Annotated in this window: 24 protein-coding genes; 9 read left to right on the forward strand and 15 right to left on the reverse strand. The window is 71.1% G+C overall.

Annotated features, from left to right (window positions below):
• The first annotated feature begins 12 nt into the window (after nucleotides 1-12).
• Nucleotides 13-711: a TetR/AcrR family transcriptional regulator C-terminal domain-containing protein gene (locus tag C7C45_RS23895; RefSeq protein ID WP_167454813.1), complete on the forward strand. Its 699-nt coding sequence runs from the start codon at nucleotides 13-15 to the stop codon at nucleotides 709-711.
• A 180-nt stretch (nucleotides 712-891) separates the two neighbouring features.
• Nucleotides 892-1386 carry a nuclear transport factor 2 family protein gene (locus C7C45_RS23900; RefSeq protein ID WP_167454814.1) on the forward strand — a complete coding sequence of 165 codons (495 nt, stop codon included), beginning with the start codon at nucleotides 892-894 and terminating at the stop codon, nucleotides 1384-1386.
• Between the two features lie 82 nt (nucleotides 1387-1468).
• On the opposite strand, the gene C7C45_RS23905 is transcribed toward C7C45_RS23900, so the two are convergent.
• The 7 genes from C7C45_RS23905 to C7C45_RS23935 form a co-directional block, all read right to left on the reverse strand.
• The gene (locus tag C7C45_RS23905; RefSeq protein WP_244200532.1) at nucleotides 1469-2671 is read right to left on the reverse strand and encodes a serine hydrolase domain-containing protein; all 1203 of its coding nucleotides are present in this window, start codon (nucleotides 2669-2671) and stop codon (nucleotides 1469-1471) included.
• 116 nt (nucleotides 2672-2787) lie between these two features.
• Complete coding sequence (locus C7C45_RS23910; protein ID WP_110565947.1) at nucleotides 2788-3432, reverse strand: response regulator transcription factor; 645 nt, start codon at nucleotides 3430-3432, stop codon at nucleotides 2788-2790.
• Between the two features lie 2 nt (nucleotides 3433-3434).
• On the reverse strand, nucleotides 3435-4862 hold the full coding sequence (locus C7C45_RS23915; protein WP_110565948.1) for a sensor histidine kinase: 1428 nt from the start codon (nucleotides 4860-4862) through the stop codon (nucleotides 3435-3437).
• A gap of 36 nt (nucleotides 4863-4898) precedes the next feature.
• Nucleotides 4899-5699 (reverse strand): ABC transporter permease, encoded by an 801-nt coding sequence (locus C7C45_RS23920; RefSeq protein WP_110565949.1) that lies wholly within the window; start codon nucleotides 5697-5699, stop codon nucleotides 4899-4901.
• Nucleotides 5696-6433 carry an ABC transporter ATP-binding protein gene (locus tag C7C45_RS23925; protein WP_110565950.1) on the reverse strand — a complete coding sequence of 246 codons (738 nt, stop codon included), beginning with the start codon at nucleotides 6431-6433 and terminating at the stop codon, nucleotides 5696-5698. The genes C7C45_RS23920 and C7C45_RS23925 overlap by 4 nt, the downstream gene beginning before the upstream one ends.
• Before the next feature lie 136 nt (nucleotides 6434-6569).
• On the reverse strand, nucleotides 6570-7232 hold the full coding sequence (locus C7C45_RS23930) for a response regulator (protein WP_110565984.1): 663 nt from the start codon (nucleotides 7230-7232) through the stop codon (nucleotides 6570-6572).
• A complete protein-coding gene (locus tag C7C45_RS23935) occupies nucleotides 7220-8380 on the reverse strand; it encodes a sensor histidine kinase (RefSeq protein ID WP_110565951.1) in 1161 nt (386 codons plus the stop codon). The genes C7C45_RS23930 and C7C45_RS23935 overlap by 13 nt, the downstream gene beginning before the upstream one ends.
• Nucleotides 8381-8510: 130 nt before the next feature.
• Here C7C45_RS23935 and C7C45_RS35175 point away from each other — a divergent pair, with 130 nt between their 5' ends.
• The 3 genes from C7C45_RS35175 (at nucleotide 8511) to C7C45_RS23950 (ending at nucleotide 9795) form a co-directional block, all read left to right on the forward strand.
• Complete coding sequence (locus C7C45_RS35175) at nucleotides 8511-8912, forward strand: DUF6069 family protein (protein ID WP_110565952.1); 402 nt, start codon at nucleotides 8511-8513, stop codon at nucleotides 8910-8912.
• Nucleotides 8909-9382, forward strand: coding sequence for a hypothetical protein (locus C7C45_RS23945; RefSeq protein ID WP_110565953.1), 474 nt, complete (start codon nucleotides 8909-8911; stop codon nucleotides 9380-9382). Before C7C45_RS35175 ends, C7C45_RS23945 begins: the two co-directional genes overlap by 4 nt.
• 125 nt (nucleotides 9383-9507) lie before the next feature.
• The gene (locus C7C45_RS23950; RefSeq protein ID WP_244200533.1) at nucleotides 9508-9795 is read left to right on the forward strand and encodes a hypothetical protein; all 288 of its coding nucleotides are present in this window, start codon (nucleotides 9508-9510) and stop codon (nucleotides 9793-9795) included.
• A gap of 165 nt (nucleotides 9796-9960) precedes the next feature.
• On the opposite strand, the gene C7C45_RS23955 is transcribed toward C7C45_RS23950, so the two are convergent.
• Genes C7C45_RS23955 through C7C45_RS23965 form a run of 3 tightly spaced genes read right to left on the reverse strand, consistent with a single transcriptional unit; the run spans nucleotide 9961 to nucleotide 11723 of the window.
• Entirely contained in the window at nucleotides 9961-10677 is a 717-nt protein-coding gene (locus C7C45_RS23955) for an MBL fold metallo-hydrolase (RefSeq protein ID WP_110565955.1), read from the reverse strand.
• Nucleotides 10616-11095 carry a nuclear transport factor 2 family protein gene (locus C7C45_RS23960; RefSeq protein ID WP_110565956.1) on the reverse strand — a complete coding sequence of 160 codons (480 nt, stop codon included), beginning with the start codon at nucleotides 11093-11095 and terminating at the stop codon, nucleotides 10616-10618. The genes C7C45_RS23955 and C7C45_RS23960 overlap by 62 nt, the downstream gene beginning before the upstream one ends.
• A complete protein-coding gene (locus C7C45_RS23965) occupies nucleotides 11085-11723 on the reverse strand; it encodes a pyridoxamine 5'-phosphate oxidase family protein (protein ID WP_244200535.1) in 639 nt (212 codons plus the stop codon). Before C7C45_RS23965 ends, C7C45_RS23960 begins: the two co-directional genes overlap by 11 nt.
• Before the next feature lie 717 nt (nucleotides 11724-12440).
• Here C7C45_RS23965 and C7C45_RS23970 point away from each other — a divergent pair.
• Nucleotides 12441-12833 carry a nuclear transport factor 2 family protein gene (locus tag C7C45_RS23970; protein ID WP_110565958.1) on the forward strand — a complete coding sequence of 131 codons (393 nt, stop codon included), beginning with the start codon at nucleotides 12441-12443 and terminating at the stop codon, nucleotides 12831-12833.
• A 104-nt stretch (nucleotides 12834-12937) separates the two neighbouring features.
• Here C7C45_RS23970 and C7C45_RS23975 read toward each other — a convergent pair whose 3' ends face one another.
• Nucleotides 12938-13210 carry a hypothetical protein gene (locus C7C45_RS23975; RefSeq protein WP_110565959.1) on the reverse strand — a complete coding sequence of 91 codons (273 nt, stop codon included), beginning with the start codon at nucleotides 13208-13210 and terminating at the stop codon, nucleotides 12938-12940.
• A 1052-nt stretch (nucleotides 13211-14262) separates the two neighbouring features.
• Here C7C45_RS23975 and C7C45_RS23980 point away from each other — a divergent pair.
• The gene (locus C7C45_RS23980) at nucleotides 14263-14871 is read left to right on the forward strand and encodes a YdeI/OmpD-associated family protein (protein WP_110565985.1); all 609 of its coding nucleotides are present in this window, start codon (nucleotides 14263-14265) and stop codon (nucleotides 14869-14871) included.
• Nucleotides 14872-14938: 67 nt separating this feature from the next.
• Here the strand turns inward: C7C45_RS23980 and C7C45_RS23985 are convergent, their stop codons facing one another.
• Together C7C45_RS23985 and C7C45_RS23990 are read right to left on the reverse strand one after the other, a co-directional pair.
• Nucleotides 14939-16165: an RNA polymerase sigma factor gene (locus C7C45_RS23985; protein WP_110565960.1), complete on the reverse strand. Its 1227-nt coding sequence runs from the start codon at nucleotides 16163-16165 to the stop codon at nucleotides 14939-14941.
• A complete protein-coding gene (locus C7C45_RS23990; RefSeq protein ID WP_110565961.1) occupies nucleotides 16165-16578 on the reverse strand; it encodes a YciI family protein in 414 nt (137 codons plus the stop codon). Before C7C45_RS23990 ends, C7C45_RS23985 begins: the two co-directional genes overlap by 1 nt.
• 302 nt (nucleotides 16579-16880) lie before the next feature.
• On the opposite strand from C7C45_RS23990, the gene C7C45_RS23995 reads away from it, so the two are divergent.
• The gene (locus tag C7C45_RS23995; protein WP_244200536.1) at nucleotides 16881-17567 is read left to right on the forward strand and encodes a VanZ family protein; all 687 of its coding nucleotides are present in this window, start codon (nucleotides 16881-16883) and stop codon (nucleotides 17565-17567) included.
• A 59-nt stretch (nucleotides 17568-17626) separates the two neighbouring features.
• On the opposite strand, the gene C7C45_RS24000 is transcribed toward C7C45_RS23995, so the two are convergent.
• A complete protein-coding gene (locus C7C45_RS24000; RefSeq protein ID WP_110565986.1) occupies nucleotides 17627-18811 on the reverse strand; it encodes an RNA polymerase sigma factor in 1185 nt (394 codons plus the stop codon).
• Between the two features lie 190 nt (nucleotides 18812-19001).
• Nucleotides 19002-19382 carry a YciI family protein gene (locus C7C45_RS24005; RefSeq protein ID WP_110565963.1) on the reverse strand — a complete coding sequence of 127 codons (381 nt, stop codon included), beginning with the start codon at nucleotides 19380-19382 and terminating at the stop codon, nucleotides 19002-19004.
• Nucleotides 19383-19584: 202 nt separating this feature from the next.
• Between C7C45_RS24005 and C7C45_RS24010 the strand changes: the two genes are divergently transcribed.
• On the forward strand, nucleotides 19585-20385 hold the full coding sequence (locus C7C45_RS24010) for a leucine-rich repeat domain-containing protein (RefSeq protein ID WP_110565964.1): 801 nt from the start codon (nucleotides 19585-19587) through the stop codon (nucleotides 20383-20385).
• The last annotated feature ends 10 nt before the right edge of the window (nucleotides 20386-20395 follow it).

Raw genomic sequence — 20395 nt, forward strand, 5'->3', positions numbered from 1 at the left:
GGTAGTGACCCGTTGCCCGTCTGGGAGCGGCCCGAACCTCAGCCGCGGGCGGCACCGGTGCCGTTGAGTCGCGAGAAGATCGCCGCCACGGCGATCCGGCTTGCCGACGCCCACGGCCTCGACGGCCTGTCACTTCGCAAGATCGCCAAAGAGCTCGGCGTCGGTCCGATGCGGCTCTACGACTACGTGACCAACAGATCCGAACTACTTGATCTGATGGTCGACGTTGTTTATGCCCGGATCGCCGACGTCGGCCAGCACTCCGAGTGGCGCTCCACGGTGCTGACCATCGCCCAGGCGACCCGCGAAGCCGCCCTTGAGCACGAGTGGTTTGCCGACCTGCTCGGCGGACGGCCACACTTGGGACCTCACGCGCTCGCCGTGGGCGAAGCGAACGCCGCCGCGCTGAGCGAGGCCCCCGGTGTGCGCGGCATCGACGATCTGCAACGGGCTCTGGGCGCCCTCAACGCCTTCATCATCGGAGCGGTCCGCAGAGAGGTCACCGAGCGGCGCACCGCCCGATCCACCGGCACCGACGAGGCCGCCTTCCAAGCCAGCCGCGGTCCCTACCTCACACGCATGTTGAAAACCGGCAGGTACCCGACCATCGCGCGGCTCGTCATCGACGGCGCCCACCTCAATGCCGAGGAGACCTTCAACCACAACCTGGCCCTCGTCCTGGACGGCATCACCAGCCGACCCCGCGCCTGACCGATTGCTCCGCCGCCAGCGGGCCGCCCGCCGATCTGCCTTGATCGATGGCGATGCCCGATCAGTCGAGTCGTCCGCGGGATCGAAGGAGTGTCATACCCTGTTGCAGGAACGCCTACCGTGCGACGACGAAGACCTGCTCGGTGCCGAAACCCGGGCCGTGGTCCGAAAGGAGTACCGGTGGATCAGCCGTATCACGCCGTCGCCGCATGGCGTGCCGCAGGCGAGGCAGGTGACGCCGCGGCAGCGGTCGCCGCTCTCAGCCCCGAGGTCACACTGGTCTCGCCGATCACCGAGCAGTTCACCTTCCAGGGTCGCCAACAGGTACGCGATCTACTCGAGGTGGCCCTGGCGGCGATCGACGGCATCACCTATACCGACCAGGTCGCCGAGGGCCGTACGGTGGCGCTGTTCTATGAAGCCAACGTCGACGGCCGGCGCCTGTATGAAGCGCAGCGTCTACGCTTGCACGAGGACGGCCTGATCAGCGAGATCACGCTCTTCGTCCGCCCGCTACCGGCGCTGACCCGGCTCATGACCAGACTCGGACCGGAGTTGGCCAGGCGTAACCGTCAACCCGGCCTTGCCCGGCTCATCCCGCTCGCCGCAGGAATGTTGCACTCGATGGCCGACACCGGGGAACGGCACATCATGCCGCGTGCCACGCCTCGATAGCGGGCATCGATCCCACACACCTGCACCGGACGACGACGCCGCGAAGGTCCTCGCCGCCGACCGGTGCAGGTCGAACCGACCGTCAGCCGCAGATCAGGTCGTCGAGCAGTGCCATCTCCCGCTCGATGACCGCCGTTGCCGGGCCCGGGTCGGCCAGCTCGGTGGCCAGGTACAAGACCGTCGAGCGGTGTCCGTCCGGGGTGACCGCGGCGAGGGTGCTCATCCCGGGCATGGAGCCGACGTGCGCCCAGGAACCGCCGCACCGGTTGGGTATCCACATGATGCCCAGCCCGTAGCGGATGCCTGGTCGGATGCCCTGGAACCCGTCGGCCAGCACGGTCTGGCGCAGCTCGGCCATCTGCCCGGGCCGCAGAAGCTGGCCGCTCCCGATTGCCTGCCAGAAGCGGGTCAGGTCGGTGGTGGTGCTGACCAGGCCGCCGGCCGACGCCGTCACGGTCGGATTGAAGACGGTCGTGTCGACCAGCGGCCCGCCCGGCGCGAACTGCCGGTACCCCTGGCCGTGCGGCTGCGGCAGGGTCGGCCGGTCGCCGGGGTAGAACGTGTGGGTCAGGTGCAGCGGCAGCAGGATCCGGGAACGCACCTCGGTGGGCCAACGGTGTCCGGTGACCCGTTCGACGAGCATCCCGGCCACCAGGTAGTTGGTGTTCGAGTAGCTCCACTGTGTGCCGGCGGCGAACAGCGGTGGGTGCTGCATCGCGGTCGTCACCAACTGCGCTTCGGTGTAATGGTCGAAGCGGTGCGCCAGGAACTCGTCGGCCGACTGCAGCGCGGCGAGGTCACCGGTGGAGTCGTAGAGGCCGCTGGTGTGTTGCAGGACCTGCCGTACGGTGACGTGCCGGCCGTCGTTGCCGTTGCCGTCGACGACACCGGGCAGCCAGCGTTCGATCGGGTCGTCCAGCCCGATCCGGCCCTCGCCGACGAGTTGGAGCAGCACCACCGACACGAAGGTCTTCGTGGTGCTGCCGATCCGGAAGTACCCGTCGATCGGCATCGGTGCACCGGTGTCCCGGTCGGCCACGCCGCTGCGGGCCGCGGTCACCCGGCCCTCGTCGCGGACCAGGCCCTGCGCCCCGGATACGCCGAGGCCGTGCAGATCGTCGAGGCCGTGCTGCAGCACCGTCGCCGTGGAACGGTGCTCCGGGGCGCCAGGCGCGGCCGACCCGACCCCAGCGCCAATTGTCGCGGCCAGCACCGTGCCAGCCGTCGCGGCCGCCACGAATCTGCGCCACCGCACCGTCCTGTGGACTGCCGAACGTGTACTCACACCTGGGCTCCTCTCGGAAAGCGACTGTGCACAAACCGTATGAAGAGCCTCTATGTCGGCACCAACCGGAAAGCCCGAAACCTGACCTGGGGGCTAACCCCCACCCGGGCTCGGATTTACGAGCTCAGGTAGCGCAGGACCGCGAGGACACGGCGGTTGTCGGCCTCGTCAGGGGGCAGCCCCAGCTTGTCGAAGATGCTCGCGACGTGCTTCTCCACGGTTCCGCCGGTCACCACGAGCGCGCCGGCGATGCCGGCGTTCGAACGGCCCTCCGCCATCAGCGCGAGCACGTGGCGTTCGCGTGCGGTCAGCGCCGCCACGCCGTCGGCGCGGCGGCTGACGCGCAGCAGTTGGCCGACGACCTCGGGGTCGAGCGCCGTGCCGCCGGCGGCGACCCGTGCCAGCGCGTCGACGAACTCGGCGACGTCGGCCACTCGTTCCTTCAGCAGGTAGCCCGCACCCGCCGCATTGCCCTCCAGCAGTCGGGCCGTGTACTTCGTCTCGATGTACTGCGACAGCACCAGCACCCCGGTGCGGGGGTGCTGGCGGCGGATCTCGAGCGCGGCGCGCAGCCCCTCGTCGGTGTGCGTCGGCGGCATCCGGATGTCGGCCACCACGACGTCGGGCTGATGCTCGGCCACCGCGGCCAGCAGCGCGTCGCCGTCGCCCACGGCCGCGCACACCCGGTGGCCGTGGTCCTCGATGAGCCGGGCAAGCCCTGCCCGGAACAGGGCCGCGTCCTCGGCGATCACCACCCGCATACTCATGCGCGCAGCGGGAGCTCGACGGTGATCTTCGTTGGGCCACCGGGCGGGCTCGCGATCGTGAGCGCGCCGTCCACCACGGCGACCCGCTGCGCCAGCCCGGCCAGGCCGGTGCCCCGGGCCGGGTCGGCACCTCCCGTGCCGTCGTCGGCGACGCTGAGCAACAGCACGTCCCGCGCTCCGGCCACCCGGATGGCGATCTTGTTCGCGAAGCTGTGCTTCGCCGCGTTGGCCAGCAGTTCGGCGGTGCAGAAGTACGCGATGGTTTCGATCGCGGGAGTGGGCCGGACCGGGATCCTGAACTCCAGCTCGACCGGGATCGCGCTGTCGGCGGCCAACGAGGCGACGGCGTCCGCCAGCCCGTTGTCTAGCGCCGGCGGGTGGATCCCGCGGGCCAGGCCGCGCAGCTCACCGATCGCGTCCTTGGCGCCCCGCAGCGCGGCGTCGACCAACTCGCGGACCGCCGCGGCGTCCCGGACCTCGCCGTCGTCGCCGAGCTTTTCCCGGGCCATGCCGAGGTTCATGGCCAGCGTGGCCAGCCGGATCTGCGCGCCGTCGTGCAGGTTCCGCTCCAGCCGCCGCAGCAGGGCGGCCGAGTCGTCCACGGCCAGCGCCCGACTCAGCTCCAGGTCGTGGACCCGCTGCGCCAGCCGCCCAGGCCCGAGCAGGCCTCGGATCAGCCAGGCGTCGGCGGCCGTGACGGCCCTGATGACCCACGGGGCGGCTAGCAGCATCGCCGCTCCCGCCGCGGCGGCGGCGAACGTGCCGGCGAGGGTCGCGACGCGAAACGTGCCCGCACCGAACAATCCGAACGGCGTGAACACCGGCACCGGGCTCAGCTGTGCCCCCGGCGGGTGGTTACGGAACGCCCCCCACAGGAGCGGGTAACTCAGGTTGACCAGCCCGCCGACCCAGAAGAACACGGCGTACAACTCGATCAGGCCGACCGGCAGCTTGGCCAACTGGTAGGCCACGACCCGCCAGCCGACCCCGTCGCGAGGGCCCGGGCCGAACCAGGCCCGGCCACCGGGGCGCCGGCGCGCCGGCGGCGGTGCCCCGACTCGCGCCCCGAGCAGCCGGGTCGCGAGCATGCGCTGCAGCGAGCCGAGCCGCCGGGCCGCCGTCGTCGACACCAGCAGTACGAGCAACAGTCCCACGCAGGCAGCGGCGCTGACCACGTTGGCCGGAGACGGGTTGCCCCGCGCGCCAGCGGTCAGCAACCAGATCAGGTCCACCGCGACGACGAAGAGCGCCACCGGGTTGACCACGACGAACGGCAGCCCGGCCAGGCAGAACAACAGCTGACGACCCATCCGCCGGGTGAACGGCGCCGCGACCGCCGCGCGGGCGACCACCCACGAACTCCTGACCCGCGTCTGGCCACCCGGCGGCAGGTCCGCGGTCGGCGTGCTCAGCGGAAGGCCCATGCCGTCATTCTCCTTCCTGACCGCTCTGCCTCCTATTCACGCATCCCGCTGGGCCAGCAACCATCCGCCGACCGTCAGCGCGATCACGGCGTACAGGGACAGCACACCGAGCCCGGCCCACGCGGACAGGAAGTCCGGGCAGGCAGCGCCGTCCGTGCCGCAGGTAACCGGCTTGGTCGTGCTCAGCGAGTTCTCCACGATCAGGATCGGCATGTACGACGCCACGCCATGCGCGATGAAGCCGATGAACTGCGCGGCCACGTACACGCCGGCCACCAGCACCCCGACCGCTGCCGCGCTGTGCCGGATGATCGCGCCCAAACCCAGGCCGAGCAGCCCGATCAGGCAGAAGCCAGCCCCGGTCACCGCGACCGCCCGTAGCACGCCGGGCTGCCCCAGCGTGGGTGCCGCGACGCCGTCGCGCAGCGTGGCCCCCACGGCGAAGAACGCGATGAACGACGCGACCTCCCCGACGATCAGGGTCACCGCCCCGAACACCGCTGCCTTCGCCGCCAGGAGCAGAGGGCGCCGCGGCACGGCGGCCACCGTGGCCCGGATGGTTCCCGAGGTGTATTCGCTGGTCATGGTCAGCACGCCGAGCACACCGGTCAGCAGCAGGCCGGGGACCACTCCGGCGAGCGCGTTGTTGGTCACGTCCCCGGCGGCGCTGCGGGTGTTCAGGCCCACGGCGACTCCGATCCCGACGGTCCCGGCGACGGTGACGAGCAGGGTCCACCAGGTCGAGCGCAGGCTGCGCAGCTTGATCCATTCCATTCGGGCAGCCTGCGCCAGCCCGTAGTGGCCGTTCGGCACCCGGGCCTCCGTGGTCGTGGTCATGACGCCGTCTCCTTCGCCTGGTTGCCCTGGTACTCGACCGCCTCGCTGGTGAGCCGGAAGAACGCGTCCTCCAGCGACGGCGACCCCGCCGACAGTTCGGCGACCGTCGTGTCCGCGAGCAGCCGCCCCCGGCCGATCACCACCAGCCGCTCGGCGGTCAGCGCCATCTCGCTGATGAGGTGACTGGACACGAACACCGTGCGACCCTGCGCGGCCAGCGACTTCAGCAGGTCCCGGATCCAGCGGACACCCTCGGGATCCAGCCCGTTCACCGGCTCGTCGAGCAGCAGCACAGCCGGATCACCCAGCAGCGCCGCGGCGACCCCGAGGCGCTGCCCCATACCGAGGGAGAACTTCCCGGCCCGCCGCCCGGCCGCACTGGTCAGGCCGACCAGGTCGAGCACCTCGTCGACCCTGGCCCGCGGAATCGCGTTGCTGGCCGCCAGCGCGGCCAGGTGGCTGCGGGCGCTACGGCCCGGGTGGAACGCCCTCGCCTCGAGCAGCGCGCCGACCTCGCGCAGCGGCCAGCGCAGGTCGCGGTAGCGGCGGCCGCCGACTCGCACCTGGCCGGCGTCGCACCGGTCCAGCCCCAGGATCAGCCGCATGGTGGTGGACTTGCCCGACCCGTTCGGGCCCAGGAAGCCGGTGACACTGCCCGGCCGCACGTCGAAGCTGAGCGCGTCGACCGCGACCGTCGATCCGTAACGCCTGGTGAGATGTCGGGCCTCGATCACCCGAACTCCTTCCGTCGTGTTGTTACCTACGGAAGATCACGCTAGGCACGCGGTCGCCCGGGCAGGAGCCGGCTGACAGCCGTCTTCCGCTGGGGGATTTCCCCCAGTCCGGGCACGACCGTGGCAGACGCGCCGGTCAGGTGAGCCGAGCGTCGTGGGCGAGCAGGGCGATCTGGGTGCGGTTGTCAAGATCCAGCTTGGTCAGGATGTGCGAGACGTGAGCTTTCACCGTGGTGACGCTCATCAGCAGTTCGGTGGCGATCTCGGCGTTGGCGCGTCCCTGCGCGATGGCCAGCACGACGTCGCGTTCCCGGGGCGTGAGCAGGGCCAGCCGGTTGCGCGCCTGCTCGTAGGACTCGGCCCCGGACGCCACCCGTTGCATGAGGCGGCGAGTCACGCCCGGCGACAGCATCGGGTTGCCGGCCGCGACGGCGCGGACCGCCTGGCTGATCCGCTCCGGCGGGGTGTCCTTGAGCAGGAAGCCGCTCGCGCCGGCGCGCAGGGCCCGCACCACGTGTTCGTCGGTGTCGAACGTGGTGAGCACGATGATCTCGGGTGGCCGGTGGCGGCGGCGCAGGCGCTCGGTGGCGGTGATGCCGTTGACGCCTGGCATCCGGATGTCCATCAGCACCACGTCGGGCATGTGCCGGTCCACCGCGGTGATCGCCGCACCACCGTCGGCGGCCTCGCCCACGACGACGATCCCGTCTGCGCCGTCGAGCATCATCGTCAGCATTCCCCGTACGAGGGGGTCGTCGTCGACGATGACGACCCGGATCGGGCCCGTCACGTCGACCATGGCAGCCATGCGGTGAGCTGGAACCGACCCGAGGCGTCGATGTGGTGGGTGACGCGACCGCCGGTGAGGGCGGCCCGTTCGGCGAGCCCGATCAGACCGGCGCCGCCGTCGGAGGTGGCACCGCTGTCGGGGGTGGTCGGGTTGCTTACCGCGATGCTCAGGCCGGCGCCGGGCATGCCGTCGAGAGCGAGCCGCACCGGCTGCCCGGCGGCGTGCTTGCGGGCGTTGGTCAGCGCCTCCTGTGCGATTCGGTAGGCGGTGCGGCCGACCGTCACCGGGAGGTCGACCGCCGGGCCGAGCGGATCGTCGACCTCGACCCGCTGGCCGGCGGCCCGAGCCTCGTCGACCAGGCGCGGCAGGTCGGCGAGGGTCTGCCCGGGTGGTGCGTCCTCCGGCGAATCGGCGTCGTCGCTGCGCAGCAGCGTGATGACCTCGCGCAGCTCGTCGAGGGCGTGGTGTGCGCTGGCCCGGATCACCCCGGCGGCGGCGCTGAGCCGCTCGGGTGGCGCGTCCGGCCGGTACTCCATCGCGCCGGCGGCCGCCGCCAGCAGCGACAGCCGGTGCGCCAGCACGTCGTGCATCTCCCGCGCGATCCGGCTGCGCTCAGCCGCCCGCGCCTCCACGACCCGCCTTTCCTGCTCCTGCTCGGCCCGCCAGGCCCGGTCGCGCAGTGCCGCCAGCAGGGCGTGCCGGGCCTGCGCCCAGGTGCCCCAGCCCAGCAGCGCCGCGTACGCGACAGTCATCAGCGCCAGCCGCCACCCGTACGGCAGGCTGGGCATCGGCCGCCAGAGCGCCTGCACCGCCTCGCCTGCCACGCCGGCCGCCGCCAACGCCGCAGCCTGCCGGAATGGCCGGTTGCGGGCGGTGAAGAGCACCGCGAAGCTCGCCACCGGGGTGGCCACCGGCGACAGCGCGACGAGCAGGCTGGCCAGCACGCCACCGACCTCCGGGCGGCGGACAACCACCGGGACGAGGGCGAGGGCGGTTAAGGCCAGCGCGACGTCGGCGCGGATCAGAACGGTGGAGCTGGACCGGCTGCCCGACCACAGCACGGTCGCGACGAGCACACCGATCGCGACGGTCGAGACACCCACCGGGGCGGAACGCCACGCCCGCGGCGGGCTGACCTCACACGTCGCCGCATCCACCAGCGCAGGCTACTGGGCTCGTGACGGGCCGGGCCACCTCCTTTGGTAGTACCCGGTGCCGCCGACGGACGTACCCGCCGTGGCGTCCGGACCGACGTGCCCGACCCGGCCGCGCCCGGAGACTCAGGGCATGACGAACAACCCTCTCCTGCGTCGAGCCGCGGTGGCGGCCGGTGCGATCCTGGTGGCGGTGGCCGAGTTCGCGATCCTGCACTCGGCGGCCGGCGTCGCCCTGGCGGCCAACTCTGGAAACTCGACCCGGCAGATCACGGTGGTCGCGGTCGTCGTGGCCACCGCGGTCGCGGCACTGGCCGGGTGCGCGCTGCTCGCGGTGCTGGAGCGCCTGACCAGCCGGGCCCGTGTGTGGTGGACCTCGGTCGCGGTCACGGTCCTGCTGCTGTCGCTCCTGGTCGGGCCACCGAGCGGCATCGGTGGAGGAGCGAAGGCGATCCTCACGCTGCTGCACCTGAGCGTCGGCGTCGTCCTCATCCTCGGCCTGCCCCGGCCGCGCCGGGAAGGGCTGAGCCGATGACCACGCTGACCGTACGCAAGCAAGATGGGGCCTTCGTCCTCGACTCCGGTGCCGGGCGCCGCGCCTCGTTGCGTACCGGCTGGAGCTGGCGGTGCGGCGAGATCCGCACCGGCGCGGGCCTCTGGACGGTCGCGCCGACCGATCGTCGGCGTATCGGGGCCACCGCCCAGACCGAGCACGGCGTGGCGGTGCGGCTCGATCTGCTCCGGTCGCACGTGCCGGGGCCCGGCGGGGTGGCGCGCTGGATGCCCGGTCGGTGGGGTGGCGAGGTGGTACGCGACGAGCACCGGCTCGCGGTGCGTCTCCCCGGACGGCCCGGCGGGACGATCCACGTCGACGTCACGGGCGTCTGGGCCGAGCTGGAGTTGGTGACGCTGACCGCGTGTTTCGCACTGATGAGTCGCCGCCGGCGGCGCATGCTGATCACCATGGCGGTCGCCGGCACCGGCACGCACGGCGCGACCGGTTGACACGAGCACCCCGCCACTGCAAAGGCATTGCACAGGCCGGCTCCGTCGCCGACACCGCGACCGTTCGTGTTTGGCGGCAGTTGGTGTGACGCGAACGAGCACCATCCGGGATAGCCTTGCCGTATATGGCTACCTATCGCAGTGCCTCAGTGCTTCTCTCCTCCGACGGCACCAGGACCCCGGGTACGGCGGCGCTCTTCGCCGAGCCCGCCCGCAAGGGTGGGATCCCGCCGTGGGCGGGTGACTTCCGGCCCGCCAACAGCGCCGGCAACGGCCCCAAGAACGCGATCGGGAAGACCTTCACCCTGGAGTTGCCCGACGGCAGCACCGGCAAGGTCGTGGTCCAGAGCCTCAAGAGCGGAAAGGGAGGCGTCGTGCTGGCGTTGATGGGCGAGGACGCACCTCCCTTCTGATCGCCGCCAACGCCATCGGCTGGAGACAGCCGGTACGCGACCCCATCGATGTCAATGCGCTCGGGCCCGCCGACAGGGCCACCGGTCCGCGGCGGCCGGTGGCCAGGGCGACGAGATGCTGTCCGCCGCCTGTGTCGACGCTCGCGGTGACCGGCGGAGCCCTCGTCAGACGGTCGCCGAGTCGCCGGGCCGCAGGTCGACGAGCACGTCGGTCAGGCCCGCCTCCGCGAAGGCACGGACCACGTCGTCAGCACCTTCGGTGTAGTGCCCCCAGCCGTCCTGGTGCACCGGGACCACCGCCCGGACGCCGAGGAGGGCCGCCGCTCGTGCCGCCAACTCCTCCGTCAGGGTGAGGAAACCGTCGCCGCGTACCGCGATGTAGGCCGCGCCGAGGTTGAGAATCGCGATCTCTGTCGCCGGAAACCGTTCCGCGACGAGCGCCACGACATCCACGGAGGCGTTGTCACCGCTGACGTAGAAGGTCGGCCAGCCGCTCGCCTCCAGCACGAATCCGATGACCGGACCGTTGACCACGCCGATCTCCGGTGTGCCGTGCAGCGCCGGAACCGCCGTGACGCGGATACCGCCGACTTCGGTGTGCTCGAACGGCCGCAGGCCGATGGCGCCGGGACCGAGCTTCGGGGCTCCCGCCACGGTGGTGAGCACGCGTGGGGCACGGCGCGCGTACTCGCGCCCGGAGATGTCGAGGTTGTCGATGTGGTGCTCGTGCGACACGAGCACCACATCGACCTGGCCGAGGTCCTCGGGGGTGTGCGGGCCGGTCAGTTCTCGCCGGGCTACCGGTGGTCGTCCAGTTCCGTCACCGGAGCGGGAGGTCGGTGTCGTCCCCCGTGGGCCTCGGGCCGTGGAAGCGACGTTGATCCGGGCTGATGGGGACGTCGTTGATGCTGGCTTCGCGGCGGCTCATGAAGCCGTGCTCGTCGAACTCCCACTGTTCGTTGCCGTAGCTTCGCCACCACTGGCCGCCGGCGTCGTGCCACTCGTACTGGAACCGGACCGCGATGCGGTTCTGGTGGAACGCCCACAGTTGTTTACGCAGGACGTAGTCGAGTTCGCGTTCCCACTTCTCGGTCAGAAACGCTTCGATCTCGTCGCGGCCGGTGAGGAAGGTGGATCGATTGCGCCAGATGCTGTCGGGTGTGTAGGCGGCGGCGACCCGCTGGGGATCGCGGGTGTTCCAGGCGTCTTCGGCGGCCTGGACCTTGATCCGAGCGGTGTCGGCGGTGAATGGGGGAACCGGGTGTCGCCGCGGTGCGCTGTCGTTGGCATCAGTGCTCATGGTTGTCCCTGTCTCGGCTCTGGGCGGGGCGGGTGCGACCGTGCAGTTGCTCGCGTAGGACGCGGTTGTCCGCGCGGAGGCGGGCGAGTTCGTCGCGCATCGGCGCGAGCGCGTCCGACAGTTCCGCTTCGCTGAAGCGTGGCGTGATGTGTTGGGGGCAGTTCCAGTCGTAGCCATGCACATCTACGGTTATCAACCGTTCCACCCTGCCCGGTTGTCCGGGCACGCCAAGCCCTTCCACCAGGCCTTCGGCTTCGCGTACGTCGGTGACCTGGGCCGTGCCGATGATTTTGAGGCGGCGTTGGTGGGCGTAGTCCATGAGGAGTAGTGACACCTGCGGCGAGGTGCCGAGGTTGCCGACCGACAGATACTGCCGGTTGCCGCGCAGGTCGGCCCACGCGAGCACGCTGTGCCCGTCGACCGGATCGAGCACGTGCAGGAAGCCGCGTGGGCCACCGCGATGCTGCAGGTACGGCCAGCCGTTCTCGCCGACCGTGGCGAGGTGGAAGCTGTCCCGCTCGGCGATGAAGGCGGCCTCATCGGTGCCGAGCATCGCGTCGGTGTCCCAGCCGACGACCATGCGTCCGATGGCGGGCCGGCTGCCATAGCGCTGTTGGGCGGCGATCACCGACGGAGTGGTCAGTTCCTGCAGGTAGCGATGTGGCATGACGCACGTCTCCCAGGGTGAGGGTCGGGGCGGGCGGCGACGGCTGCTTGCCCGGGCAGTCAGCCGGACGGGTACGCCCACCTCGTAGAGCGGGCGCCGCGGGGAGGGGCGCCGTCCCGGTGTGAGCCACCCGGCGTCCGAGTCGTGCCGGGTCGTCCGTGAGTCCGTGTAGCAGTTCGTCGGACACTGTGTCCGACAGTGTGATCGGCTCGCCTGGTGGGAGCCGGCACCGGTCGGCCGCTCGTGATACAAGCGGCCGTCCCTCCAAGGAAGGGACGGACAAACAGTGCAGTACGCGGCCCGGCGGGTAGCTGGCGGACGACAATCCGCCGGAGGTCGCGGCGTTCCTCCGCGAGCTGATCGAGCCCACGCCGGACCGGGCCATCCCGCCGACGGTGGAGTTCGTCCGGCAGACCTTCATGCAGGACGTCGCCGAGGACGCGCAACGCCTGCTCGCGGAGCTGTTGACCCGCGATCCTGGCTGCCTGATCCAACCCCTGCGTTGGCGTCGTGCACGTCCCCGCAAAGGGCGTGGTCGTCCGGCTTCCTGGCGCCCGGAGATCGCCCGGAGATCGCCCGGGATCACGGCGTGGACCGCTGCCGTCGGGTCGACGAGTCCAATACCCGCGACTTGCCGATTTCCGCCGCCTGCCGCCCGCCAAATGGCAGGGTGACGTCATGAACAGGGAGCATGTCGCGGATTGGCTTGCCGCCTACGAGCGCATCTGGCGGACACCGGGCACGGACGCGCTCGTCACGATCTTCACCGAGGATGCTCGTTACCAGCAGGGGCCGTACTGGACGCCGGTCGTCGGCCTGCCGGCCATCGCCCGGATGTGGGAGAAGCAACGCAAAGGCCCCGACGAGGTGTTCCAGATGACCGGGGAGATCGTGGCGGTCGACGGCGACACCGCGGTGTCACGTCAGGAGGTCCGCTACGGCGACCCGGTCGACCAGGAGTACCGCGACCTGTGGATCATGCGATTCGCCGAGGACGGACGCTGTCGGTCCTTCGAGGAGTGGCCGTTCTGGCCGGGGCAGCAGCCGGCCAACGCTCCGGGCGAGTCGTGACCTGAGGATCTCGCCCCGCTGAGGCCGGGGTCAGCGTCGTTGACGCACTGGTGGACGCAGCGCCCCATTCGCACCGGACGGGGCGCTGCGTCGTGTCAGTCGAGTTACCCGGGAACTGGTCGGTCCTCGTCGGCCGGCGATACGGGGCTGGCGGCTACCTCGATGCGGGGTGACCGATCCGGTGGAAGGTGAGCCAGGTCGGCGATGACGATCACGTCCACCTCCCCGTCGACCATCGTCTGCTCGACGGTCTCCCACGGCTCCCGGATGATCCCCTTCAAGCGGTACGAGTGCCGGCGCAGGTGCGTAAGACACACCGCGACGGCGGGCTCCGACGGCTCGATGTCGGCGGGGATCCAGATGACGGCTATCTCCATGACCTCTCCTGATCAACGTCGTGGACGCGGGTGGGTGATCAGGAGTTGCCGTGGCGGCGGAGGGCCCCGCTCCACGGGACGGCTGGCAGCGTGCATGTCGACGGCGGTGACTGTCAGCCCTCGGTGCGGCGGGGAGATGGGCGGCGGACCTTCAGCTGCTGACGTCGGTGGATCGACCACGCCGGTGCCGGCACCGGCAGGTGCGGACGCGAGCGCCACCACGAGTGCCGGTAGCCCCGAGGCGGGACGGGCGGGCGGGCTGGGCGTCGGCGCTGTGACAACGGCCAGCGCTGCCGGACCCCGAGCCGGCGCCCGGTCCTCGGCAGCGCCGTGGGCGCCGCCACGGGACACCGTCGCTGTCACGACGGTCGGCGATGGCGATGGCGACGGCGGAGGCGATGGCGGCGGCGAGGTGAGGCGCGCGGCTGGGGATGCCGAAGCGGACGCGACGGGTGCGGCGGGCGGCGAGGACGACGGAGGTGTACGGGGTCGGGGTAGCGAGGTTGGTATGGCCACGACAGGTTTGGCCGACGGCAGAGGCAGCGGGATGGCCGGTGGCGTCTCGACCACGTCGGGCAACAGAGCCTCAACGATCTTCGGCGACGTTGCGGCTTCCACCGGTTGGAGGCTGGTTGGCATCGGCAGCGGCATCGGCGGGTTTGCGCAGGTGGGTTCAGCGCCCAGGGCCGCGCCGAGCGCAGCCGCACCGAGCGCCGCCGCGGGCAGGCGATGCCTCAGCCGCATCACCCGAGGGCTGCCGACCGTCGCGTCGCGAGTCGTGCCCGGTCTGATCCACCGACTTGGTACCGCCGGCCGAGCAGTTGCTCCTCGCCCTCCGCCGTTCCCGCCATGTGCGGGTTATTGCCCGTGGGAAACCGGGACTACACCTTTCTTCGATATCTCCGCCGACGAGGCGTACCAAGGAGGTCCCACCAGGACGGGAGCGCTCGCTTGCCGAATGGAGCGCCGGCAGATCCGCGTCATCCGGGTATCGCTCCTGGGGAACGCCCACAGGCGGAGGCTGCGGCAACGGCGCGGGATAGCCTGCCGTGGTGGCGAGTGCGGAACTGGATGAGTTGGTCGTCGTGGACGCCGAGGCGCTGCGTGCGTGGTTGACGGCCAACCACGCGACGTCGCCCGGCGTCTGGCTCGCCCTGACCAGGAAGGGCGGCACAGTCACGACGCTGACCTGGCAGCAGGCGGTCGACGAGGCCCTGTGTTTCGGATGGATCGACGGGCAGGCCCGAAAACGGGATGAGGAGAGCTCCTGGATCCGGTTCACCCCGCGCCGACCCCGCAGCTCCTGGTCGCAACGTAACGTCGCCAACGTGGCCCGGCTGGAGACGCAGGGGCGAATGCTGCCGCCAGGCCGCGTCGCGGTAGAAGCCGCGCAGGCGGACGGTCGGTGGGCGGCCGCCTACGCGCCGTCGTCAGAAGCTGAGGTGCCGGCCGACCTGCTCGCCGCCATCGCCGCCGACCCCGCCGCCCAGGCCATGTTCGACGTCCTCACCAAGACCAACCGGTTCAGTCTCATCCATCGCGTCAATGCCGCCAAACGGGCGCAGACCCGTGAGCGGAAGATCGCCGAGTTCGTCGCCATGCTGGCCCGTCACGAGACGATCTACCCCCAGAAGGCCAAGCCTTCGACCTCGCCGTCGTAGTCACGCGTCCGATCCGACCGACCGCATCCGGGCCGCGCTCGAATCCCGGCTGACCGAGCTGGAGAAGTCAGCTCAGCATGGCCGCTTTGCGTACCAGCACTGAGCGTTCGCGCTGATTGGTGCAGAGCCGGGCGGCCAGTTCCAGCTCGGCGCGCGCTTCCGGACGCCGCCCGAGGCGGGTCAGCAGCTCACCGCGTACGGTCGGGACCAGATGCGAACCGGGGAGCCGGTCCGAGGCGATCAGCTCGTCCACGATGGCCACGGCCTGCGCCGGTCCCGAGGCCATGGCGACGGCGACGGCCCGGTTGAGCTCGACCACCGGCGAGGGCGCGACCCGGCCGAGTGCCTCGTAGAGCACCACGATCCGGTCCCAGTCGGTTGCCTCGACCGAGGGCGCCGACGCGTGGGTGGCGGCGATCGCGGCCTGCAGGCCGTAGGGGCCGAGGCCGCGAGTCGACGCCTTGGCCAGCGCGGCCAGCCCGCGGCGGATCGCCGAGAAGTCCCACAACCGGCGGTCCTGGTCCTCGAGCAGGACCGGCGAGCCGTCCGGGCCGGTCCGGGCCGGGAAGCGCGCGGCCGTCAGCTCGCACAACGCGAGCAGGCCGTGCACCTCCGGCTGGTCCGGCTGTAGCGCGGCCAGCGTGCGGGTCAGGCGGATCGCCTCGTACGCGACGTCGGGGCGCAGCAGCCGGTCGCCTGACGTGGCCGTCGACCCCTCCGTGAAGATCACGTAGAGGACGCTGAGCACGCCCCCCAGCCGCTCCCGACGCTCGGCGGCTGGCGGCAGCTCGAACGGCACCCCGGCCGCCGCGATCGTCTTCTTGCCCCGGGTGATGCGGGCCTGCACGGTCGGCACGGGTACGAGGAACGCACGGGCGATCTCCTCGCTGGACAGGCCGCCGACCACGCGCAGGGTCAGCGCCACCCGGGTCTCGGGGGAGAGCACCGGGTGGCAGCTGACGAACATCAGCGCCAACACGTCGTCATCGATCTTGTCGGGATCGATGTCGTCGTCGACGGCCGAGTCGACCGTCGGGTCGGCCGCCAGCAGGGCGTACCGGTGCTGCAGGGCGACCCGACGGCGGATCGCGTCGATCGCCCGCCGCCGGGCCGTGGCCATCAGCCAGCCGGCCGGATTCGCCGGAGAGGCACGCGGCCACGCCACCAGCGCCTCAGCCACCGCCTCCTGGGCCGCGTCCTCGGCCAGCCCGAAATCACCGGTGAACCGGGTCAGCACGGCCACGATCCGCGCCGACTCGATCCGCCAGACGGCCTCGACGTCGGCCGTACCCATCAGATCTGGCCGTTGCTCTCGCTGCTTCGCGGGACCTCGTCGGCCTCGGCCACCCGCCGGACCTCGATCTTGGACCCGCGGGCCGCCGGGAACCGTTTTGCCCACTCGATCGCCGGAAACCGCTTGGCCCACTCGACCGCCTCCTGTTGGGTGGCGACATCGAGCAGGAAGTAGCCGCCGAACAGTTCCTTGGTCTCGCCGTACGGCCCGTCCGTGACCACCGGGGCCTCGCCGCTGAAGTCGACCACGACGCCCCGGCCCGGATCGTCCAGCCCTTCGGCCGCGACGAGAACACCGGCCTCCATCATCTCCTCGATGAACCGGCCGGTCGCGGCCATCGCCTCGTCGATGTTGGCCATCATGGCCGCGTTCGTCTCGTCGGTGCCCCGCATGATCAGCATGTACTTCGACATCGCGTTCTCCTCGTTCGGCGGGGCCGCCTCTCGGCTCTCGCACCCTCATGTCGAACGAGTGGCCGGCAGATCGACACGGCCCCGGAGAAATCTCTCGCGGCGACGCAGCCCATCCCCCGACCCTCGTTCCGCCCGTCAGAGCGGTCCCTGAGCTGACGCGGACGCCCTGCTGAGCAGAGAGCCTAGCTATCCGCTGCCGGGCCTGAGGGTAGGGCGACGGCAATCTTTCGCGCCGTTCTCGGATGCTTACGCCACCCCGACAACCTCCCGGCTTGGATGGGGGAGTGAACCACCGCGCATCCTTGTCAGCACCGACCCGTCGCACGCGCAGGACCCTGGTCCTGAGCCTGGCGGTCGTCGGCGTCGCGATCGTCGCGTTCGCCGTACGCCGACCGCTTCTGATGTCCGCTCCGAGGTGCCTGGCCGGACGATGGCACGGCTGCTACGACACGGAGAACGGTGTGCTGCTCATGATGCTGGTGGGGCTGCCGATTGCCGCACTGGTCGGGTGGGTTCTGGCGCGCTTTCGCCGTGCCACCGGTGGTACGACGGCATGGCGGACGTCGCTGGCCGAGGTGGGCGCGGTCTACGGGACGGTGCCGCTGGTGTGGATCACCATGATGCCGGGACCGGGGGCCGGCATCGTCCCCGGCCGGGTGAGCCTGGTCCCGCTGCGGGACCTGCTCACGATGGGGCCCGTCGGGATCGGCGGCAATCTGCTGATCTTCGCGGCGCTGGGGTTCTTCGCCCCGATGCGGTTCGCGGTGCTGGCATCCGTGCCACGGATCCTGGCGCTCGGCGCGGGCTGCTCGGCCCTGGTCGAGATCGCACAGTACGTGCTGCGGCTGGACCGGGTGTCCTCCGTCGACGACGTGCTGGTCAACGCCGCCGGCGCAGTGCTGGCCGGGCTCGCGTCGCGCCGCTGGTGGCGCACCCCGGCGGAGGCGCCGTCGGACGGGCCGCGCCCCGCGCCGGCCTGGTCAGACTGAGCCGCTGGGCGTGCTCATCCGCCTCGAACGGTGTGGGAACCGGCTGGCTCCAGTGTCGGTCAGCCGGCGAGCTGGTCGCGGCGGCGGGTGAGGAAGGCCCGCTCCGCCGGGTTGCCGGCCAGAGCGAGGGCCCGGTCGTACGCCGTCCGCGACTCACCGCCGCGCCCGAGCCGCCGCAGCAGGTCGGCGCGTGCGGCGTGGAAGGCGTGATAGCCGTCAAGGACCTCGGCGAGCCGGTCGATCTCGGCGAGCCCGGCCCCGGGGCCGTCCACCTCGGCGACGGCGACCGCCCGGTTGAGCCGCACGATCGGCGAGGAGTCGAGCAGCACCAGGCGTCCGTAGAGGGCGACGATCGTGGACCAGTCGGTGTCTCCGGCGGATGGGGCATCCGTGTGGACCACGTTGATCGCGGCCTGCAACTGGTAGCGCCCGGGTGGTTCACCGCCGGCCGCCACCGCCTCGATCCGCTCGCGAACCAGGGCGTTGCCCTCGGCGATGAGGGTCCGGTCCCATGCGCTGCGGTCCTGTTGGTCGAGGGTCACCAGCTCCCCGGTGCGGGAGACGCGCGCCGCCCGGCGGGCGTCGGTGAGGAGCATCAGGGCAAGCAGGCCGGCCACCTCGCCGTTGTCCGGGAGGAGAGTCCGGAGCAGGCGGCCGAGGCGGATCGCCTCGTCGGTGAGGTCGACGCGCACCGGGTCGTCCCCCTCGCTGGCGAGGTAGCCCTCGTTGAAGACGAGGTAGACGACCGCGAGCACGCCGGTGAGGCGCTCGCGGATGTCGGCGGCCCTGGGCACCCGGTAGGGGATGTGCGCCGCCTTGATCTTTGCCTTGGCGCGGGTGATCCGCTGCGCCATCGTGGTCTCCCGCACCAGAAAGGCGCGGGCGATCTCGGCGACGGTGAGGCCGCCGAGCAGGCGCAGGGTGAGCGCCACCCGGGCCTCCAACGCGAGCGCCGGGTGGCAGCAGGTGAAGACCAGTCGGAGCCGGTCGTCGTCGACCGGGCCGGTCGGCTCGGGAGGGGTGTCGTCGTACACCAGCCGGGCCGCCTGGTGTTTGGCGTCGTGCTGCGACTCCCGACGGAGTCGATCGATCGCCCTGCGGGTCGCGGTGGTGGCGAGCCAACCGCCGGGATTGGGGGGTACGCCCTCGCGCGGCCACCGCTCCGCGGCTGCCAGGAAGGCCTCGGCCGTCGCGTCCTCGGCGACGCCGAGGTCACCGAAACGGCGCGTGAGGCTGGCGACCATCCGCGCCCACTCCTCGTGGTGGGCACGGGTGATCGTCTGCTCGACAATGGGACCGGTCACGGATTCAGCAGCGCTCCGACGGGTTCCTCGGTTTGGAAGGGACGTGCCTCGACGCTGCGGCGGCACGCTCTCGGTCCCTCGACGCGCTCAGCCGGTCCGTAGACGGACAGCAGATACCTGGGCACCGCGCTCACTCGTCCCCAGAGCCGTTCCGCCGGGCCTCGCCAGGGCCGTGGAACCGGTGCACCTCCTGCGGCCAGTCGAGCGCGGTCGCGAGCCTGCCAGCCCAGTATCGGGCCGCCGCGTCGTCGGGCACGTCCACGACGGCGAAGCCGCCGAGGTGCTCCTTCGTCTCGACGTACGGGCCGTCGGTGAACACGGGCTCGCCGTCGACCGACTCGACACTGCACAGCGCGGTGGACCGGTCGAGCCCACCGTTGCTGAAGATCAGGACGCCGTCGGCCCGCATCTCCTCGATCACGGCACGGCCGGCCGTGCTCTTCTCGCGGATCTGCTCGGCCGTGTGCGGAGGCACCCACTCATCGTTGAAGGTGATCAGGTACTCCGTCATGATCGTCTCCTCTCGGCCCGGACGATGAACCTTCCCGACCCCTCGTGTCGGCGGCCCGGTCAGCCGCCGCCCACCAGTTCCACGAACGGTTGCGCCTCGATACGACACCATCCCGGAAACTGCTTTTCAAGGCAGCCACGAGACGGCCGACCAGCGGCGCGAGCCACCGCACACCGTTGACGAGGCTCGGTAGCATCTCGCCGTGGACACGAACGACACCAAACCGCAGTTGATCGCCAACCGCTTCGCGGATGCGGTCGGGCCCAGCGCGGGCGGTCCAGCCCGCGACAACTGCGACTGCGTCGGCTACTCGGCGGCGACCCGGCCGAGCAGTGTCGTTTTCCACGCGGACCGCCAGGACACCGAGGCGGCCGGCTGGCGGCATCTGCTGGCGCTGATCGACGAGGCCGCAGCGGACGGGCGGGCGGTGTTCAAGCCGTTCGTCGAACTGAGCGCTCCCGAGCGGCGGCAGATCGTCACGCTGCCGGCGACGATCGCGAAGCTGACCGCTGTCAAACACCTGGTGCTCTATGGCACGAACCTGGTTCGGATCCCGCCCGAGATCGGGGCAATGACCAGTCTGGAGACTTTCGAGCCGTACACCTCCCACCGGCTGCACTGGTACCCGTACGAGTTGACCAGATGCGCCAGGCTCGTCGACAGCACGGTGAGCACCCGCGCCCTCTACGGGAACTTCAAGTTCCGTCCGCCGTTTCCGACGCTACGGGCGCTGACCCCCTCGGCCGAGGCCGACTTCGCCGCACTCGACCCAGGCACGTGGGGCTGCGAAACCGTGCGCGCCTGCAGCGTCTGCGCCGGCCCGGTCGACGGTGAGCTGCACCAGGTCTGGATCTCCGGCCTGGTCGCCACCGACGTGCTGCCCCTGTTGGTGAACGCATGTTCCGCGGCGTGCGTGGCGGCGCTGCCGCAGCCGCACCCCGGTTACCACCCGACGCCGCACACCGGCGGCCCACACATCCTCCAGCCACCTACGAGGCGTTGAGGCGGCAGTG

Origin of the sequence: Micromonospora arborensis (assembly GCF_003205615.1) — a bacterium.
GTDB classification, from domain to species: domain Bacteria; phylum Actinomycetota; class Actinomycetes; order Mycobacteriales; family Micromonosporaceae; genus Micromonospora; species Micromonospora arborensis.

Excerpts from the sequence above, each read along its gene's own strand:
- C7C45_RS23990 (WP_110565961.1), bottom strand. The coding sequence starts at position 16,578 with ATGTCGAAGTACATGCTGATCATGCGGGGCACCGACGAGACGAACGCG.
- C7C45_RS24000 (WP_110565986.1), bottom strand. The coding sequence starts at position 18,811 with ATGGTCGCCAGCCTCACGCGCCGTTTCGGTGACCTCGGCGTCGCCGAG.
- C7C45_RS23985 (WP_110565960.1), bottom strand. The coding sequence starts at position 16,165 with ATGGGTACGGCCGACGTCGAGGCCGTCTGGCGGATCGAGTCGGCGCGG.
- C7C45_RS24005 (WP_110565963.1), bottom strand. The coding sequence starts at position 19,382 with ATGACGGAGTACCTGATCACCTTCAACGATGAGTGGGTGCCTCCGCAC.
- C7C45_RS23975 (WP_110565959.1), bottom strand. The coding sequence starts at position 13,210 with ATGGAGATAGCCGTCATCTGGATCCCCGCCGACATCGAGCCGTCGGAG.
- C7C45_RS23945 (WP_110565953.1), top strand. The coding sequence starts at position 8,909 with ATGACCACGCTGACCGTACGCAAGCAAGATGGGGCCTTCGTCCTCGAC.
- C7C45_RS23930 (WP_110565984.1), bottom strand. The coding sequence starts at position 7,232 with ATGGTCGACGTGACGGGCCCGATCCGGGTCGTCATCGTCGACGACGAC.
- C7C45_RS23915 (WP_110565948.1), bottom strand. The coding sequence starts at position 4,862 with ATGGGCCTTCCGCTGAGCACGCCGACCGCGGACCTGCCGCCGGGTGGC.
- C7C45_RS23960 (WP_110565956.1), bottom strand. The coding sequence starts at position 11,095 with ATGAGCACTGATGCCAACGACAGCGCACCGCGGCGACACCCGGTTCCC.
- C7C45_RS23920 (WP_110565949.1), bottom strand. The coding sequence starts at position 5,699 with ATGACCACGACCACGGAGGCCCGGGTGCCGAACGGCCACTACGGGCTG.
- C7C45_RS23970 (WP_110565958.1), top strand. The coding sequence starts at position 12,441 with ATGAACAGGGAGCATGTCGCGGATTGGCTTGCCGCCTACGAGCGCATC.
- C7C45_RS23950 (WP_244200533.1), top strand. The coding sequence starts at position 9,508 with ATGGCTACCTATCGCAGTGCCTCAGTGCTTCTCTCCTCCGACGGCACC.
- C7C45_RS35175 (WP_110565952.1), top strand. The coding sequence starts at position 8,511 with ATGACGAACAACCCTCTCCTGCGTCGAGCCGCGGTGGCGGCCGGTGCG.
- C7C45_RS23910 (WP_110565947.1), bottom strand. The coding sequence starts at position 3,432 with ATGCGGGTGGTGATCGCCGAGGACGCGGCCCTGTTCCGGGCAGGGCTT.